The organism is Baaleninema sp. (assembly GCF_049974805.1).
Taxonomy (GTDB): Bacteria; Cyanobacteriota; Cyanobacteriia; order Cyanobacteriales; family Geitlerinemataceae; genus Baaleninema.
The window spans coordinates 1-17944 of the sequence record NZ_JBNGCO010000100.1; the positions used below are offsets into that span (position 1 = coordinate 1).

The window sequence follows — 17944 nt, forward strand, 5'->3', positions numbered from 1 at the left end:
GCGAACCTCACGCGATCGCCCCCCTCCCGAAACCCGACCCACAGGGTAAAATAGTCAGGCTAAACACATCCGTCGAACAAGGCATCAACCGTGCGTATCTCACTCAACTGGTTGCGGGAACTCGTAAACATCGATCTGTCCGCCGAAGACCTGGCCCACCGTCTCACCATGGCCGGCTTTGAAGTCGAAGACATCGAAGATCGCCGAACTTGGGCTGAGGGCGTGGTTCTCGGAAAAATCGTCGGCATCGAACCTCACCCCAACGCCGACAAACTGCGCGTGTGCCAAGTCAATATCGGCACCGACGAAACTCAACAAATCGTCTGCGGTGCGCCCAACGCGAAAGCCGATCTCTACGTCCCCGTGGCTACCGTCGGAACGGTTCTTCCGCAAGTAGACTTGAAAATCAAACCCGCCAAGCTGCGGGGCGTTCCCTCTAACGGCATGATCTGTTCTCTCGAAGAAGTGGGACTGGCAAAGGAATCCGAAGGCATTCACGTTTTCGGAGAAGGGGACGTCGCCGAACTCGACGCGAAAATCGGGGACGACGCCCGCCCCTTCCTGGGATTGGACGACACGGTTCTCGACCTCACGGCGACGGCGAACCGGGCTGACGCCCTGAGTATGGTGGGCGTGGCGCGAGAAGTGGCCGCGTTGACGGGGGTTCAGTTGAAGTTACCTCACCCGGAAGCGGCGAACGTTCCCAGCAACGATCGACTGAAATTGGATGTCGCCGACAGCAACGCCTGCCCCACCTACATCGGTACGGTTATTGAAGGGGTGAAAATCGCCCCCTCTCCGGCTTGGTTGAAACAACGCTTGGAAGCGGCTGGCGTGCGTCCGATTAATAATGTGGTGGATATCACCAATTACGTGATGTTGGAGTGGGGTCAACCGCTGCACGCTTTCGATCGCGATCGCCTGCAACGCCTCACGGGAAGCGACGACCTCACCATCGGCGTGCGTTTCGCCAAAACCGACGAACCCCTCACCACCCTCGACGGACAAGAACGCAAACTCAGCCAACAGGCGTTAGTCATTACCGCCAATGACAAACCCATCGCCCTCGGCGGCGTCATGGGGGGCGAGGAAAGCGAAGTCCACGAGGGAACCACCAACCTCGTCCTCGAAGCGGCGTTGTTCGATCCTGTGGTTGTCCGTCGATCGTCCCGCAGTCAATCTCTCCGCAGCGAATCTTCGTCTCGGTACGAACGGGGCGTCAATTTCGCCGAGTTGGAAGTGGCCTGTCAGCGGGCGATTTCCTTAATTTGCGAACTGGCGGGGGGAACCCCGGTGACGCAGGCGATCGCCGATACGCGGCCGGAGTTGTCGAGTACGATTCAACTGAGGTGCGATCGCGTCCGTCAGGTTCTTGGAGACGTTCGACTCGGCGACAGTATCGGCGACCTCCCCGAAGCCGATATGAAACGCATTCTCGAAGATTTGAGTTTCGAGGTGACGGAAACGAATACCAAAGGCGTTTGGAACGTGAAAGTTCCGCCCTACCGTTCTCGGGACATCGAACGGGAAATCGACCTCATTGAAGAAATCGCCCGTCTCTACGGTTACGATAATTTCTGCGAAACTCTGCCCAAACAAGGGGCGTTAGGGCAACTGTCCCCGGAATTCGCCCTGACGGGACAACTGCGGGAAGCGTTCCGGGCGGCGGGATTGACGGAGTTGATTCACTACTCCCTCGTCAAACCCAGTCAAGACCGTCAAATCAAGCTGGGAAATCCCCTGTTTGCGGAATATTCTGCCCTGCGGACGGAACTGCTTCCGGCGTTAATCGATGCTTTCGAGTACAACTTGAAACAGGGAAACGGCGCCCTTAACGGCTTTGAAACCGGCCGCGTCTTCTGGAAAGAAGGGGAGGAGTATCGGGAAAAAGACCTGGTGGCGGGGATTCTCGGCGGCGACCCCACGATGGGACGCTGGACGACTTCGGGGAAAGAAGAACCGATGGATTGGTTCGAGGCCAAAGGGGTTTTGCAGAGTGTGTTCGATCGCCTCAGCCTCGAGGTGCAGTATCGCCCCGACAGCAGCGACGAACGGTTACACCCCGGACGCACGGCGTCGCTGTGGTTGCGGGGGCGTCAGTTGGGACGCTTCGGACAGCTTCACCCGCAACTGCGTCAGGAACGGGAGTTACCGGACGAGGTGTATGTTTTTGAGTTGGAACTGAGTTTGTTACTCGAAGCGTTACCTTCGACGCAGGTTCCTAAATTTAAAGCGTTTTCGACGTTCCCAGCCAGCGATCGCGATTTGGCGTTTTTCGCCCCGGTTTCGGTGTCGGTGTTCGATTTGGAAAAAGTGATGAGTAAGGCGGGGGGTAAACTCCTCGAATCTGTGGAACTGTTCGACGAGTATCGCGGCGAAAACGTACCGGAAGGACAGCGAAGTTTGGCGTTTCGGTTGGTGTATCGGGCGATCGATCGAACTTTGAAGGACAAGGAAATTGACGACGCCCATCAAAAAGTCCGCAATTCCGTTGCGAAGAAGTTCAAGGTTGAATTACGGAGTTAATGGGACGGGTTGAGGTGATGAGATGACCGGATGACCGGGTGATGAGAACTCTCTATATCTCATCACCTCATCATCACCTCACCTCATCAACTTTCAACCTAACGGATACCGTAGTAATCCAAAGCGTACTGAATCGCGGCCAAACGTCGCGCTTGGTCGTAGCGCAACCACGCCCAGTTATTGCGGAAACCGGAGGCTTCCAAACGTCCTGTAGCGGGGTTAATGTAACTGTACGCCCGCGCCTCGAAAATCGCTTCCATTCCCGTGAACCCACGCGCTTTAAGCTGTTGCAGGTTCGCCAGATAATGCTGCGCGGCGAGGGGGGCTTGGTTGGCTAAGTCGATTCCGGCGACTAACTCCATCACCGACAAATTCATGTTGTTGGCCAGGGCGTAATCCTGTAAAGCGGCGGTGAATTGATAAAGCCGTTGCAGTTGCAGGAAATCAGCTTCTTCCGGCGTCCGCGCCCCATGTTGGAAACTGAAGGTTCCCATGTTGCGTTTTCCGTTTCCGGGATCGGTGTGACCCCAGTAAGCGGAGGTTTTTCCGCCGTCTACGGTACGGGTTCCTTCCGCCATTCCCAGGGCGATGGTTCCGGGGGTGTTGGAGTTAGCGAACAGTTGCGTAATTAAGTCGGGGGTGGCGACGGGGGAGTTCAGGGGTTGGGCGTTGGGATCGCGATCGATCTCCGCATTGGCGATCGATCCCTTAGAATCGATGGCGATCGGTGCCAGTCCGCCCCCTTTCACCATCGTTTTGTACAGCAACACCGCCACGTCCGCCCGCGTTGCTGCAAAATTCGGATAAAGTGCTGGATTTTCGGGATCGGGGACGATGATTTCCTGTTCGATCGCCGCCAAAACTTGCTCTCGGGCTTCTTCCGGAATTCGATCGAGATCCCGCAATTCCAACTTCGCATTTTCCTTCTGTTCCGGCGTCAGAGACAGTCCCAAATTCTCCGCCAGAGACACCACCACTTCTAAACGAGAGGCCACCGCTTGCGGTTTTTCCTCCTTCTCGTTGACTTTCCCCAACAGGGTTTTACCAAACTGCGCCAAACGAACCGACGGCTTCTCCTCCTTCCCCTCCTCCGTCTCTTCTACGGCGTCTCCATTCATGGCGTCGCGGGCTTCCACGCTTTTTTCCAGCCACGCTTGAAACTCCGCTTCCGTCATCGGGGCGTCGGGATTGAATTTCCCGTCTTCAGCAGCGGGAATAATCCCTTGTCTCGCTAACGCTTCAATGTAAGGACGTTCCCAGCGATCGCCCAAATCCGCGAACTCCACCGTTTCCTGAAGTTCGGGAATTTCGATATTGTTCCCCAAAACCGGCGCCGGACCATCAGTCGATTCCGGCGCACAAACGAAAATACTACTCGCCCGTCCGGTTTGTGCCGGAGTTAACTCGACGATCTGGCAGTTATCGGGCAGTTGAATCGCGACTTCCGGTCTTTCGGGGACAGTCGCGTTGGGGGACGCTGCCGCAAAAGCCAAGAGTGCAAGGGGGGAAAGATTCATATCCTAAGCGATCCTTTGGTTGGATATCGGTTTATTGTATCACTCTCCAGTAATATAGATGCTGTATCGGGAGAGACGCCCCGCGATCGCATCTTAGAAGAGTTCGGTTGAGAGTTCGGTCGCGTTCCTCGATCGACGATTAAACTAGAAATATCCGACCGATTGCAACCCGATGGCGGTTCCCGAGTCGGCACGTTAAATTAATTAACATCAATTTCAGTCTAGGGTAAACTCACCTCACCGGATTCCTTTGGAGGCGACGCCAAACAGAAAATGAAACGCAAATCCACATCTGCATTTAACTACACTCTACTCGCCCTGATCGGCGGCGTGTTCGTTCTCGGCGTAGGGGTCGGGATTGCGTTTAGTTCCACCACCAACGTCAACGCCCAGAACGTCGCCTCGCGCGAATTTCTCGATCGCAGCGCCCCCAACCCCGAAGTCTGCGTCCAATACGGCGCCAGCGCCATGGTCGTCGAAAGTCGCGCCTACGTGACCCTCAACCCCTTCAACGTCTACATGGCGCAGCCGAGTATGGAACCCGGATGCGTCGTCCGCAGCAACAACTGGTCAGTTCTCGAACGGATGAAAGCCGTCACCTCAGAAGAGGTGCGCGACTGTAAAAACCGCCTCAACACCTTTGGCTTTACAGGAGACCTGAACAACAATCCGAGAGTTCAGTGTATCTATCAAAATAACAGCGACGACAACCGCTTCCTCGTCGAACCCGGGGCTGGGGTGAACAAACCTGCCCCCGAATCCGAACGGTTCTAGCCAGTCAAGTCTCGAGGCGTTGGCGCCATCTCGCGTTCGCTTCAACGCCTCAACCCCCTAAAGCACAAGGAATTCGCCCCCTTGCGAAAAAAAACTTCTCCAGGTGGTTTACGGAGAAAATTTCTGTGCTATAGTATATATCCTGAAGCCATGGAGAGGTGGCTGAGTGGTCGAAAGCGGCAGATTGCTAATCTGTTGTACGGTTCAGGCCGTACCGAGGGTTCGAATCCCTCTCTCTCCGTCCTGATAAAAGCCCTGGTTTCCTCGAGAAACCGGGGCTTTTTGCAGTGAACAGCGAACAGCAAACAGTGAGCAGGGAACAGGGAACAGGGAACAGTTTTCGTAGGGTGCGTGACTTGAAAAATCGGGTGTGAATTGTTATACCGAGCAATCGTCACGCACCATCATCCCATCATCCCGATCGCACCATCACCTCACGTCTCCTGACTCAACTCCCGCATGGCTTGGGCGACTTGCTGGGAAACGAACGGTAATAGCTTCTCGTTGCGACTGGGTTCGGGACCTTCGGTAAAGACCACTAATAGATAAGGTCGGGCGTCCGATAACTCGATATACGCCGCATCGTGACGCGCGCGACTCATTAACCCCGCTTTCGACCAAACGCCCGTATCGAGGGGCAATCCGTCCCCGAGAAAGCCCGTGACTTGGTTTTCTGGGTCGGCGGCTAAATCGGTGGGGTCGAGGCTGCGTTTCATTAACCCCATCATCTGCTGCGACGCTTGGGAGGAGACAGCGACGCCGCCAATAATACTGTGAACCAGGCGAGCCGTGGCGTTGGTGGTCAGCATATTGCGGTTTTCCATCATGGTGCCGAGAAACGCCCGTTCTCGACCGTAAGCCCCGTCACACCAAGTTTTTTGGTTGACGTTGATGGTCTCGAGTTCCGGCCATCCCAAGGACTGAAAATAGCGGTTGACGAGGTTTCGCTGCATTTTCCAGGTTTCAAAGGGGCCCGGAGGCAGTTCCGGTCCGCTGGTGGTGCCAGTGAGAACGTCAACGACTAAACTGGTAGCGTCGTTACTCGAATCGACGATCGAATCCCGCAGGGCGCGTTCGAGTTCGGAGGACGGTTGTACCATGCCTTTTTCTAACCACTCGTACACCGCCACTAGATAAAATAGTTTGACAACACTGGCCGGATAGATGCGTTCGACGCCGCGATAGTGAAAGCCTCGGGGTTGGTACTTCCAAAATTCGGCGGCGCTGAGGGCGCCTCCGGTGTTGACGGCGATCGGGGGGTCGTAGGGAATCCAGGTCAGGGCGATTTGGTTTTCGGAGAGTTTGGGAAAAGCGTCCCAGGTCGCTTGTAAAATGCGATCGCCGTACTCTTGCAGTCGATCGTCTTTTCTAAAAAACGTCATCGTCAAGTTTCCAGTCAGTATCGAAGTTAGTCTTGAAAGTCAGTATCGAAATGGTCGAATTGAATCGGGCGGCTGAATATCGTAGCTTAGCAGCGATCGACCTCTACGATTCCCCAAGCTGCGAAGCCTTGGCAACCCAAGCGGCGACGGGGCGACACTTGCGAATTGTATCACTGCCGTCTGAGAAGACGCCTGCGGTGTTGGTGCGCTTGTGCGAGGACGATTATCCGGGATGGATAAAACCGGAGGCGGTGCGCCACTTGCAACGGGCGGAAACTTCCTATTCTCCCCTCGACCTCAGCCAAGCGGAAATTCGCGCGGCGATTCCCCAGGTTATCGAGTTTACTCACCGCGCGATGGCGGAACATGAGCTTTATTTGTGGGGGGGAACGATAGGACCCAATTACGATTGTTCGGGGTTGATGCAGGCGGCGTTTGCGTCGGTGGGAATTTGGCTGCCTCGGGATGCGTATTTACAGGAAGCCTTCGTCGAACCGATTTCGATCGAAGCTTTGCAAGCGGGGGATTTGGTGTTTTTTGGAACGCCTCAGAAAGCCAATCACGTGGGGTTGTATTTGGGAAAAAATCGATACGTTCACAGTTCGGGACGAGAATTCGGACGTAACGGTATTGGTATTGATGAGTTATCGCCCCAAGGCGGCGAGGTTGCCCGCAATTATTTTCGGATTTTACGGGGTGCGGGTCGGATTACGCATAATTATCAACCCGGAGAGTTATTATCGTTACAACCCAATTTTTAATCAAAAAATTTTAGTGTTTTTTGTTTTTTATCTGCAAAGATAAGCATGTTTTTGTGTTTTGAGTTTTGGTATTTTTGGAATAAAATTAACGAATTATTGAGGTAATGAATTGGTACATAGTATACCAATTTTCTAAACTTTTCTAAACTTTTCTAAAATATTACTCTATTGTGGCTGGATTTGATTGACGAAACCCAACGAGACACAATAAAGCTTACTGCTGTTGGGTTTCGCTGGCGCTACACCCAACTTACCCAACTAATTTACAAATTACACCATAATCTCCGAAGACCCTCGAAAAACTCAACCGAGAAATCGAGAAATTGCCTCAAAACTGTGGCGAATGGACTGAGAAAGTCGAACTTCTCAAAACCATGCCGGGCATCGGTCAAGTGATTTCGACAACATGGGTTTCAGATTTGCCCGAACTCGGTCAAATCACCGCCAAGAAAATTTATCGCTTAGTCGGTGTAGCGCCCCTGAATTATGACAGTGGCAAACACAAAGGACAGGGAAACATTCAAGGCGGTCGTGTAGCGGTTCGGGCGATTCTTTATGTGGGGGCAGTCGTCGCGATGCGACACAATCCGGTCATCAAAGTCTTTTACAAACGCTGGCTCAAAAAGGGTAAAGCCCAAAAATTAGCTTTGACGGTTTGTGTCTGTAAAATCTTAGTTGTTTTGAACGCGATGGGTCGAGAGAATCACTCTTGGGAAAACTCACTTGAAGGAGCCGCTTACTCTTAAGAACGTTTAATTTTTATTTCACGGTTTAGGCAGTAATGGCTCGAGTTTTTCGAGTTTTTTACCGCCGAGGATTGTGCTGTCTTTTTTTATTTCTGGCGACCCGACTTGACTTGGACGATTAATTATGTGGGGACTCACATCCCCCTTGACAATCAAGACAGTCGCTATAGTTTTTAGCACAGGGTTATCGATCTTGACCTGTGGGTCAGTTGGGTTTCGTTCCTCCACCTAACCTACGGTTTTTAGAGCCACAAAACTCAAGACAAAAAACGCCCCATACGGCACAATAGACAGGTTGCCTCCCAACCGTTCCGAATGTCCGACCGAATTCCCAAACCGCTCGATCTCAACCCCCTCGCCCCCTACGAAGATCGGATGCTGAGCGCCCTCGCCTTCTTCCGAACTAAACGAAACCGGACGACGCAAGCGCACCACTGTCTCTCTATGTACCTTCGACAATCAGAAGCTCGTATTATGGGTGAAGTGGGTTTCTACGCTCGGGCGTGTGGTGTCGAACCCCTGCAATTTCTCGAACTGATCTATCAAAACCCCGATCGCGCCGAACAACTCATCCAAGAACGCCTGCATATCGACATTTCCGAAGTGTTTGACGATGGGGAACCGCCGGAGGAGACGACCCCCTAACTCCCCGTGGCGGCGGTTTGAATCTCCCCAAACTGTCCGCCCCGGTTCGTGCCATGTCACAATCAAAAAAAATTCAAACTCAACAGAATCGGCATGGTCATCCAATTCGGGCGGGAAATCTGCGGCGAGTTAAACACCGTTCAACAGCGGGAATGGCTGGTCACGAACGGTATCGGCGGCTATGCTTCGGGAACTGTCGCCGGATTGCTGACGCGACACTATCACGGTATCCTCGTGGCTGCCCTCGATCCTCCTGCCAAGCGTCGCTTGATGGTGGCCAAACTGGACGAAACTGCCCAGTACAACAGTAAATCCTATTCTCTCTACACTAATCGCTGGGCGGACGGAACGGTTGCCCCCCACGGCTACCGCAATATCGAAAGTTTTCGACTCGAAGGTACGACTCCGGTTTGGACGTTTGCTTGTGGCGAGGCGTTGCTGGAAAAGCGGATTTGGATGGAACGGGGGGAAAATACAACTTACGTCTGTTATACCCTCCGTCGCGCCAGTTGATCGCTCAATTTATCGGTCAAAGCCCTCGTCAACTACCGCAGTCACCACGGCTACGCCACTGGAGAAGACTGGCAAATCGAATCCTGCGATCGCGGCCTTCAATTCACCGCCTCGGAAGACGCTCAACCCTTTTATCTCCTGTGCGATCGCGGTTCGATGACGGAACGCTATAACTGGTATGCTGGATTCGATCTCACCCTGGAACAATACCGCAAAACCGGAGATTACGAAGACCACCTGCACGCCGCGACGCTGAAAGTTTCCCTCGAACCCGGCGAATCTCTCACCATCGTCGCCAGTACCGAAGCCCACGCCTCTCTCGACGGCAAAACTGCCCTGACCCGACGCCATCGCTACGAACGTCAGTTACTCGAATCCTGGCACGATACGCCGGGATTGAAAACTGAGGGCGCCCCTGGTTGGGTTCAACAACTCGTCCTCGCCGCTGATGCTTTTCTCGTGCGTCGTCCCCTTGAAGATGGCAGTTTGGGAACTACAGTTTTGGCGGGATATCCCTGGTTCGGGGATTGGGGACGCTGGACGCTGGCGAGTCTGCCGGGGTTGACGCTGGCGACAGGACGCCCGGAGGTGGCGAAGTCGATTTTGTTGACTTACGCCCGCTTTTTCCGAAACGGCTTGTTACCGAATTTCTTCCCCGATGAGGGTAGTGAGTCTGTGGCGAATTTAGCCCGGAATTCTACTTATAATTTACCGGCGTACAATACGGTAGATGCGACGCTGTGGTATATCGAGGCGGTGCGACTGTATTTTGCGGCGACGGGCGATCTCCACTTTTTGGGGCAAATTTTCCCGACGCTGGCCGAAGCGATCGCCTGCTACTGTGGAGGGACGGATTACGGCATTCATCTCGATACCGCAGATGGACTCATCGCCGAAGGTACGCCAGACAGCCAACTCACTTGGATGGATGCCAAAATCGGCCAGTGGGTGGTGACGCCTCGGGCGGGCAAACCTATTGAAGTCAACGCCCTCTGGTACAATGCTCTCTTGAGTATGGGGCAGTTCGCCGCTGCGTTGGACAAACCGACGCAGGAGTACGAGAGCTTGGCGAATCGGGCATATCGGGGATTTCAGCGGTTTTGGAATCCCAGTTTGGGATGCTGTTACGATGTTCTGGATACTCCCGACGGCGACGACGCTACTTTACGCCCCAACCAATTGCTGGCGGTGTCGCTTCCGGTGAGTCCTCTGACGATCGATCGCCAAAAAGCTATCGTTGAAGCTTGTAGCCATCTGTTACTCACCTCTCACGGGTTGCGATCGCTCTCTCCCGACGATACTAAGTACCGCAGTCGGTACGGCGGAGATGCCACCCAACGGGATCTCGCCTACCATCAAGGTACGGTCTGGGCGTGGTGGATGGGGGCGTTTTCGATCGCCCATTTGCGCGTCAACGGCGATGTCGCCGAAGCGATGGCGTTGCTGTCTCCCTTCGCCAACCACCTAAAAACGGCAGGTGTCGGCTATATCAGCGAAATTTTCGATGGCGATGCCCCCATGACACCCCGAGGCTGTATCGCTTATGCCTGTAGCGTGGCGGAAATTTTACGGGCGTGGCTGGCGATTTCTAAGTACGCGACGCCGAAACAGCATCAACCGGACGAAACGCGCCCGTTCGCCTAAAATGCTCGTCGGTGAAGGGGTTTCGCCCGGTTGAAAAATTGCGAATACAACGATTCAGTTGTTGAAAAAGTTCTAAAAAAACTTAGCTGACGTTAGATGCGGCAATGGCGACTGCAACCACTCCTGCGACGAGGGCAGCCGCTAAAGCGCCAAAAATGATGTAATTCCGTTGTTCTTTCTTCGTTGGCGGTTCTGCGGCATACATCTTGGGTTCTACCGCGAAGTTATTCAAACGGCCGCCGTCTTCTTCGGTGTAAGGCATGAAGTCGTCCTCTATGCTACGTATCTCGGGATTATCCTATCACAACAATCCTAATGCCTTGTTGCATTTCTTAATATTTTCTTTGCATTTCTTAACAATTTAGAGAAGTTATCCCTATCCCATCATCCCATTATCTCCCGCTTGGCGTCCCACGGCACTCTACGACATTCCGCCGCCGACGATGGTGACGATTTCTAGGCGATCGCCCTCTTGGAGTTGGGTAGATTCCCAGTATTGGCGGTGTAGAATTTCGCCGTTGTATTCGACGGCAATGAGGCGAGGATTTAAGCCGATTTCTGTTAGAAAGTTGGGAAGTGATAAACCTTCTTTGCAGGTTTTTAATTCACCGTTGACTTTGACGTGAATATCCATAAAGTAGCCTTTATCGTTCGTTTGGGAGGTTTAGATTCTGCTTTTGTGGAGATTTGTATATTGTGATTGTAATTTTTGCAAAGCACTCAATGACCGCAAAATTATGTTTTTACCAAAAAACATAGCAGCCTAAATATTTTTAAAAACAACGATTTCACGCAAATTCAATCGTCGTTTACATCGCGCATCCGTTCGACCCAAGCCAGTTGAGAGAGGAAATATTGGGTGACGAGGGTGGGTTGTTCTGCCTGGGCGATCGCTCGCACTACGGCCACACGGTCGGCGCCAGCGGTGAAAACATCGCCGATGTTGTTCATATCGATGCCACCGATGGCGAACCAGGGAATCGGACAGTGTTCGGCGGCGTACCGCACGTAATCCAAGCCTGCTGCTGCCCGTCCCGGTTTGGTGGGCGTGGCGTACACCGGCCCGACGCCGATATAGTCTACCCCTTCATCGAGGGCGCGGCGCATTTCGTCGGGGTTCGTGGTCGATCGACCCACAATCCGCTGAGATCCCAACAACTGCCGCGCCAACGCCACCGGAACGTCTTTCTGTCCCAAATGTACGCCATCGGCTTCCACCGCCAAGGCTAAATCGACGCGATCGTTCATCAAAAACAGCGCCCCGTATCGATGACAAAGCTGTTTGAGTTTCTGAGCGGTTTGCAGGCGCGTCACGTCGTCAGCGTTCTTATCGCGGTACTGCACCAGCGACAAGCCCCCTTGCAACGCCGCTTCCACCACCTCGAATAAATTGTCAGAAGGGGAGGTAACGAAGTATAACCGAGACTGTTCGAGTGCCTGCTGGCGTCGGTACGCCAAAAACCGACTTTCTAAGGTATAAACTTGGTAGCGCATCTGTTTGCACGCTGCCCCCAAGTCCGGGCGATAGAGTTTCCCGTATTCCTCGAGGACGCGCAGCGCCTCTTCCACGCGGCAGAGGTTGGCTTGCAACACCTCTTCGACGGTAGCGCGTCGAGCTTCCCGAGGATGGGTCAGTTCCGTTCCGGGGTCCTCTGGGGTGTTTCGCGCCGCTCGAAGCGTCGAGTCGTGCCAGCGTGCGAGTTCCTGGCGCAACCCTTTGCAGGTATCCGTCAAGCGAGCGTCGTTCAAGCCGAAACGACACCATTCTTCGACGATTCTCAATCCTTCTCTGGCGCGATCGAGGTTGGCGTCTAAAATGCGGCAAACGGCCGCCGGAACAAAGGGTTTGGCGCCGTGTCGTTCCTCCTCGAACACTTCTCCCTCGATGACGTTTGGATCTTGGATTTCGCGAACGTTCATAAAACCGATTTTGATGGGTACTGCCGTAGCGGGAGCATCTGCACGTCGTTAGTACGACGTTGGTTTCCTCACATTTTGGAGTTCGTCCATGCAGTTTAGGTTCCTCCTGTCTCTCCTGCGAGTGGCCAGTCGGTTCGGCCGTCTCGGTTCCGGTGTCGCGGTGGGGTTGGTGCTGTGGTGGGAGTTCACCCTGGCACCGTCGGCACTGGCTCAGTCGATGGCACAGCCGATCGATCGACTGAGTTCGACGGTTGCCGATTCTTCCCAAACGCGCCTGTTGTACGTCGATCCCGTTCGCGGGAGCGATCGCACCGAGTCCGGCAGTGCCGAAGCCCCCTTCGGCACCATTACCCGCGCTCTCGCCGTCGCGCAGCCAAATACCGTAATTATACTCAGCCGAGGCACTTACAGCACCCGCAGCGGTGAAATCTTTCCGATTCGCCTGAAATCGGGGGTGACGCTGTACGGCAATCCCGAGGAACAGGGACGCCACGTCGTCATTCTCGGCGGCGGAACGGTTGCTACGTCTTCGGGAACGCAGCGGGTGGCGATCGTCGGCGCAGATGGGGCGGGACTCAACGGCGTCACGGTCAGCAATCCCGAGGGTCACGGCATCTGGGTCGAATCCGGTCGTCCGTGGGTGGTCAACAGTCGCTTTTTGGGCAACGGCGGACGGGACATCGCTGTGACGGCCGGCGGCAACCCAGTGTTACAAAATAATTTAATGCAGAACGAGGTGACGGCCGTGGAGACCTGGATCGATCGACCCCCGATCGCGGGAGGTTCTCTGGGAAATTCCGAGGGCGTTCCCGTGGTGGCGTGGGGCAACCGTCAAGCGTTTCGCATGAGTGCCGCCAGTCGCCCTCGCCTCAACAACAAACCGCAAATTGCCTATCGGGGGGGCGATCGCTCCAGTTTAATTCCCCAGTTTGTACCGGGAACCCTGCCGCCGCTACCCGTTCCCGATTCCAATCCCCCCATCGGCGATCGCGGCGATTTACCCTTACCCTCCACCGAAGTTATTTCCTTCGTTCCCGGTGCGCCACCGCCACCGCCAGCCTACACCGACGACTTAGTGGCGTCTCGCTTGCGTTACCGCATTTTCGTCGCCCCCCGCAACAGCACCGAAGCCAGCCTCGTGCGGCTAGTGGTTCCCGACGCCTTCACCGTGCGCCGTTCCGACGGCAGCCTCACCCAAGCCGGCGCCTTTCGCAGTCGCGATCGCGCCGAACGGGTATTACAACAACTCCTCGATAACGGCTTGAACGCCCGTTTGGAGGAGTTGCCCTAGGGGGGGATGATGGGATGATGAGAGGGGGAGAGGGGGAGAAACTATCAGTGGTCAGTTGTCAATCGTCAATGACTTCCACCACCCAAGCGAAGGTTTGTAAGACTTGTTCTAACGTTAACTCGTCTTGCATGGCGGATAGGCGGAGATTGGGAAAACGGGTTTCCGTGGGGTTGGTCGGGAGTGCCATGCCGATGGAACTGAATTTCGATCGCAGTTCGTTCCACTTTTCCGGGTCGTTGAAGGGCGGACGGGAACCATAGCTTTGGGAGGAAATTTCTAAACCGCCCCAAATGCCCACGTTAAACAAATCTCGGGCGGGTTTGCCGTGACGGCCGGGAAGCGACACCACGAAACCGCCGAAATTGTCCCCTTTCCCCCATTGCACTTCCACTTTTGGGGTCATATCCATGGCCCACTCGTAAATTTTTCCGGCGATTTTGGCTTCTTCCCGTCCTCGACGCGCCTCGAATTCTTGGAAAAACGAGGTTTCGTCCCAACGGCGCCGTTCTCGCGTGGCGCTGGACTTTTTCAAACGAGCTTCTGCTGTTTGTCCGAGAACGCGAGGCACCAGCATCCGCAGGTTGTCCGGTTCGCGATCGGTGTATTGTTTCAGTTCGATGGCCAGTACTTCAGCCGGATCGACCTGTTCGTTGAGGAATTCCACCACTCGCCGCAGTTCCGAGGGGATGATGTCGGCGACGAAGACCAAACGCAGTTTCCCCGCTTGCAGGTGGGTTTTCACCTTTTGCCAAAACCGCTCTTCGTTGGCTTCTGTTCCTAGGAACTCTTCAAACACCTGTTCCGGGTCGCGGCCGAGTTCCCGACAGTTGGTTTCAAACTGCGAGACGATGGTATCGACGGGCCAGTAGATACTGGCGTTGGCGGCGTAGTCGAGCATTTGCCCGATGATTTCCTGTCGCACGCGGCTGTTTTCCACCCGTCGCACTTCCACCAGGGTGGGAATGGCGTTTTGGTCGATAAACAGGCGATCGATCGACCAGCGAGCGGTTCCGTCTTCTTCCGAAGGAATCGGAGTTTCCCGTTTCACCAGCAACCAATGACGGGGGAGTGCCGTATCGATTTGATCCCCAGCCAGTAGGTTGGGATAGGTTTCGAGAAGTTCTTGCAGTTGTTCTTCGGATTCGTAGGATTGTTCTGACATCTCGACCAACTGCTCGTCGTCCTGAATCAGATAAATGCCTCCACCCATCGATTGTCCTCTGTGCGTTGCTGTTAAAGATTGTGAAACGTTGCGTGAAACGTTGCGTCCAACGTTGCGTGAAACGTTGCGTGAAACGTTATGCGAAACCTTGGTGGCGACGGGATTGAATTACCCGAGGCGACCGGCAAACACGCGCTCGGCAGCGCCTGTCATGTAAACGCGCCCGTTTTCTGGCGACCACTCGATTTCTAGCAGGCCGCCCGGAAGTTCCACCGTCGTTTGTCGATCGCAACGTTGGGTCAGTACGCCTGCGACGACGGAGGCACAAGCACCCGTCCCACAGGCCAGCGTAGCACCTGCCCCCCGTTCCCACACCCGCATTTTTACGGTATTCGAGCTTTTCACTTCGATGAACTCCGTATTGATACGTTGGGGAAATGCCGGATGGCGCTCGAATTTGGGTCCGAGTTGTGCCAGGGGGATGGCGTCGGCATCGTCTACGAAGGTCACGCAATGGGGATTTCCCATACTGACGCAGGTAACGGACCAGGTTTGATCGCCCACCTCGAGGGGTCGATCGACCACTTTTTCCGTTTCTGCGGCTAAAGTCGTGGGAATTTCTCCAGCCAGAAGGCGCGGTTGACCCATATCCACTTTAACCCGTCCGTCCGTCTGCCGTTGGGGGGTAATGACCCCTGCCAGGGTGTGAACGCGGTACCGTCCCTTGGCTCGATCGCCGTCGAGTTCCGCCACGAACTGAGTAAAACAGCGAATTCCGTTTCCGCACATTTCCGGTTCGGACCCGTCGGAGTTGAAAATCCGCATGCTGTAATCGGTCTCGCCGACGCCGGGAAGTACGAAAATCACGCCGTCTGCACCGATGCCGAAATTGCGGTGACAGAAGCGTTCGGCGTCTTGGGGAGTCAGAACGGGTGCGGATTGGTGGCGGTTGTCGATGAGGATGAAATCGTTGCCTAAACCGTGATATTTGGTGAATTCGATAGCCATCGTGGATGTCAGGATCTTGCTGAAGTTGGGGAATCGCTTCGGGATCGATCGCTCGAGTTCGCCGAAGCATTTACATCGGCTCTGGCGATCGCGACGACCGGCCTCGTCGTAGAATACGTTTGGTTTCTGGTGTCTATATATGTTATTACAGGAGCGCAAATCATGGCGATCGATCTCGATACGACCCTCCCGAGCATTCGTTTTTTTCAAGAGTATGTTAAAAACAAAACTCGCTTAGAACTGAAAACTACCCTTGGCGAGCAAATGACAGGTTGTCTGATTTGGCAAGACCCGATTTACTTTTGCCTGCAAGACGACAACAAGCAGCAGTATTTTATTAATCGCGAATTTGTGGTATACATCAAACCCCTCGAATCTTCAAATCCTGAATCTTCAGAAGAATAACGACTTATTTGAATTGGTGCGTCTTAAAGGGAATTTAGGGCGCATCTCAAACTCGTAAAAATAGACTCCAAGGAAAAAACGGGTATCTAAAGGAAAAAGATAAAACTTTCCGCCTCTTTTCTGGAATTTTAATTTATGAGAAGACAAATGATTTTGGGAGGGTCTTCTTAGTTTGAGGTGATAAGCGGATTTTGTATTAAAATTAACAGATTAAACCATAATCTCTGAAGACCCTTTGGAGACTTTAGAGATTTTTTTTGTTAAAAAATAAAAGGGATTTCGGAAATTACGGTATAATTTTTTGTAAAGAATACTCGGGTTATTGCGCAATTTTGCCCTCCTATAGCAAGGGCTTTAACCGAAATAAAATCAATAAAATAAGCTTAAGACTTTAAATATGAAAGACCTAAATTATACTCATTTTTTTGAATTTTGGATGATTTAAAAATTAAGTATTTTCCGACAGTAACATTTGGAAATAATCGTTGAGTCGATCGAGGTGAGTTGGCGGAAAATGAGAATCGTCGTAAACGACGCGAGCCGTCACGTGATGTCCCTCGTAAATCTCCCAATCGATTCGCGTGATGTGGTTTCGAGAGACAAACCCTAACTTCCGTTGCCAGCGGATGGGAATTTCAAACACCCAGCCGCCACCATCTCGTTCCGCAACCAAAATCGCGCCAGTGCGATCGTAACTTCCGTTAGGATGCACGATCGAAAACGCATTTCGTCCAATTTGTTCGCGATGGCTGTTGAGACGAACTTGTATTTGGTGGGCAAACTCTAGCGGCGTCACTTTCGTCTCTTTTGGCTCGGGGCGATCGCGGGTTTCAATATGAATGTCGCGAGAGAAAAACGAGTGGGCGAAAGCCGTTCCTTCCGTCGTTCCTCCAAATATTAAACCCAAAGCTAAGGTCAGGGCGATCGCAAACTTAAAAAACTTACAAATCATGTCCGTTCCTGAAAAAACAAAATCTACAAAGCAGCGTGATAACAGTATTTTTTTACTGTCTACCCTCTTTTCAGATGCGACGCTACACCGGAAATTGATAAGTGATATTTCCGCGAGAGTCGATATCGTAGTGCGCGTTAAACTCTTTGGCTTTCTCATCTAAATATGCCTGAGCATCTTTACCCGAAAGTCCTGTTTCCATCGCAAACCGCATCACCGTAATCGAACCGTTATTCGTGCGAACCAGTTGATAAAAAAGCTCTTGTAGCGAATCCGAATCCAAAGACGGCGACGTATTCGATCGAGCCGGTTCAACCGTCGGTTGAGGCGTCTTCATCAACCATTTTCCAAGTTTGGCAAATCCGAAAGCAATCCCAAAGGCGATGGGAGTACTCATGGCTTTGCTCGTGAATTCGAGAGTACCGTCGAACAGCAACACGACAGCAGACAACCCAAACAGCAAGGTTCCGCTATAAGCAACGAGTCCGAGTACAAATTTGATAAATCCCATAAATCATCTTCATCCGCGAGTACAGGGTGAGGATCGATCGCCCCTCTCTAATCTCTCGCCACTTTTCCCCCACTTTTTACGGCAAAGTTGCAAAACGTTACATTTCGAGATCTCCTATCCTAGACAGAGACGAATTGACATACTCGCCGCCTTAAAAGAGCGGCGATTCTCCAGACCTCACGGTTTG

Annotated in this window: 15 protein-coding genes, 1 tRNA gene and 2 pseudogenes; 9 read left to right on the forward strand and 9 right to left on the reverse strand. The window is 53.3% G+C overall.

Annotated features, from left to right (window positions below; all coding sequences use genetic code 11):
• Positions 1-90: 90 nt before the first annotated feature.
• The gene (gene pheT / locus ACP5D4_RS16950; RefSeq protein WP_428012800.1) at positions 91-2526 is read left to right on the forward strand and encodes a phenylalanine--tRNA ligase subunit beta; all 2436 of its coding nucleotides are present in this window, start codon (positions 91-93) and stop codon (positions 2524-2526) included.
• A 98-nt stretch (positions 2527-2624) separates the two neighbouring features.
• Here pheT and ACP5D4_RS16955 read toward each other — a convergent pair whose 3' ends face one another.
• Positions 2625-4019, reverse strand: a complete 1395-nt coding sequence (locus ACP5D4_RS16955; protein ID WP_428012801.1) for an S-layer homology domain-containing protein — start codon at positions 4017-4019, stop codon at positions 2625-2627.
• 297 nt (positions 4020-4316) lie between these two features.
• Between ACP5D4_RS16955 and ACP5D4_RS16960 the strand changes: the two genes are divergently transcribed.
• Both ACP5D4_RS16960 and ACP5D4_RS16965 read left to right on the forward strand, forming a co-directional pair.
• Entirely contained in the window at positions 4317-4817 is a 501-nt protein-coding gene (locus ACP5D4_RS16960; RefSeq protein ID WP_428012802.1) for a DUF3172 domain-containing protein, read from the forward strand.
• Between the two features lie 152 nt (positions 4818-4969).
• Positions 4970-5058 (forward strand) — tRNA-Ser (locus ACP5D4_RS16965).
• A gap of 193 nt (positions 5059-5251) precedes the next feature.
• On the opposite strand, the gene ACP5D4_RS16970 is transcribed toward ACP5D4_RS16965, so the two are convergent.
• A complete protein-coding gene (locus ACP5D4_RS16970) occupies positions 5252-6199 on the reverse strand; it encodes a serine hydrolase (protein WP_428012803.1) in 948 nt (315 codons plus the stop codon).
• 32 nt (positions 6200-6231) lie between these two features.
• On the opposite strand from ACP5D4_RS16970, the gene ACP5D4_RS16975 reads away from it, so the two are divergent.
• From ACP5D4_RS16975 to ACP5D4_RS16990, 4 genes and pseudogenes are all read left to right on the forward strand, one after another.
• Positions 6232-6960, forward strand: coding sequence for an NlpC/P60 family protein (locus ACP5D4_RS16975; protein ID WP_428012804.1), 729 nt, complete (start codon positions 6232-6234; stop codon positions 6958-6960).
• A 293-nt stretch (positions 6961-7253) separates the two neighbouring features.
• A pseudogene (locus ACP5D4_RS16980) lies at positions 7254-7706 on the forward strand (transposase); the annotation flags it as partial.
• 315 nt (positions 7707-8021) lie between these two features.
• On the forward strand, positions 8022-8351 hold the full coding sequence (locus ACP5D4_RS16985) for a hypothetical protein (protein ID WP_428012805.1): 330 nt from the start codon (positions 8022-8024) through the stop codon (positions 8349-8351).
• 93 nt (positions 8352-8444) lie between these two features.
• Positions 8445-10508, forward strand: a pseudogene (locus ACP5D4_RS16990) (amylo-alpha-1,6-glucosidase).
• Positions 10509-10590: 82 nt separating this feature from the next.
• On the opposite strand, the gene psb34 reads toward ACP5D4_RS16990, so the two are convergent.
• The 3 genes from psb34 to ACP5D4_RS17005 all read right to left on the reverse strand — a co-directional run bounded on the left by psb34 (position 10591) and on the right by ACP5D4_RS17005 (position 12428).
• On the reverse strand, positions 10591-10770 hold the full coding sequence (gene psb34 / locus ACP5D4_RS16995) for a photosystem II assembly protein Psb34 (protein WP_428012806.1): 180 nt from the start codon (positions 10768-10770) through the stop codon (positions 10591-10593).
• Positions 10771-10929: 159 nt separating this feature from the next.
• A complete protein-coding gene (thiS, locus tag ACP5D4_RS17000) occupies positions 10930-11142 on the reverse strand; it encodes a sulfur carrier protein ThiS (RefSeq protein ID WP_428012807.1) in 213 nt (70 codons plus the stop codon).
• Between the two features lie 164 nt (positions 11143-11306).
• Positions 11307-12428, reverse strand: coding sequence for a thiamine phosphate synthase (locus ACP5D4_RS17005; RefSeq protein ID WP_428012808.1), 1122 nt, complete (start codon positions 12426-12428; stop codon positions 11307-11309).
• A gap of 88 nt (positions 12429-12516) precedes the next feature.
• Here ACP5D4_RS17005 and ACP5D4_RS17010 point away from each other — a divergent pair, with 88 nt between their 5' ends.
• Positions 12517-13719, forward strand: coding sequence for a DUF1565 domain-containing protein (locus tag ACP5D4_RS17010; protein ID WP_428012809.1), 1203 nt, complete (start codon positions 12517-12519; stop codon positions 13717-13719).
• A gap of 58 nt (positions 13720-13777) precedes the next feature.
• Here the strand turns inward: ACP5D4_RS17010 and ACP5D4_RS17015 are convergent, their stop codons facing one another.
• Both ACP5D4_RS17015 and dapF read right to left on the reverse strand, forming a co-directional pair.
• Entirely contained in the window at positions 13778-14929 is a 1152-nt protein-coding gene (locus ACP5D4_RS17015; protein WP_428012810.1) for a hypothetical protein, read from the reverse strand.
• A 120-nt stretch (positions 14930-15049) separates the two neighbouring features.
• On the reverse strand, positions 15050-15889 hold the full coding sequence (gene dapF / locus ACP5D4_RS17020; RefSeq protein WP_428012811.1) for a diaminopimelate epimerase: 840 nt from the start codon (positions 15887-15889) through the stop codon (positions 15050-15052).
• Here dapF and ACP5D4_RS17025 point away from each other — a divergent pair.
• On the forward strand, positions 15863-16294 hold the full coding sequence (locus tag ACP5D4_RS17025) for an Hfq-related RNA-binding protein (protein WP_428012812.1): 432 nt from the start codon (positions 15863-15865) through the stop codon (positions 16292-16294). The genes dapF and ACP5D4_RS17025 overlap by 27 nt on opposite strands.
• Positions 16295-16742: 448 nt before the next feature.
• On the opposite strand, the gene ACP5D4_RS17030 is transcribed toward ACP5D4_RS17025, so the two are convergent.
• A complete protein-coding gene (locus ACP5D4_RS17030) occupies positions 16743-17246 on the reverse strand; it encodes a hypothetical protein (RefSeq protein ID WP_428012813.1) in 504 nt (167 codons plus the stop codon).
• 82 nt (positions 17247-17328) lie between these two features.
• Positions 17329-17757 (reverse strand): hypothetical protein, encoded by a 429-nt coding sequence (locus tag ACP5D4_RS17035; RefSeq protein WP_428012814.1) that lies wholly within the window; start codon positions 17755-17757, stop codon positions 17329-17331.
• Between the last annotated feature and the right edge of the window lie 187 nt (positions 17758-17944).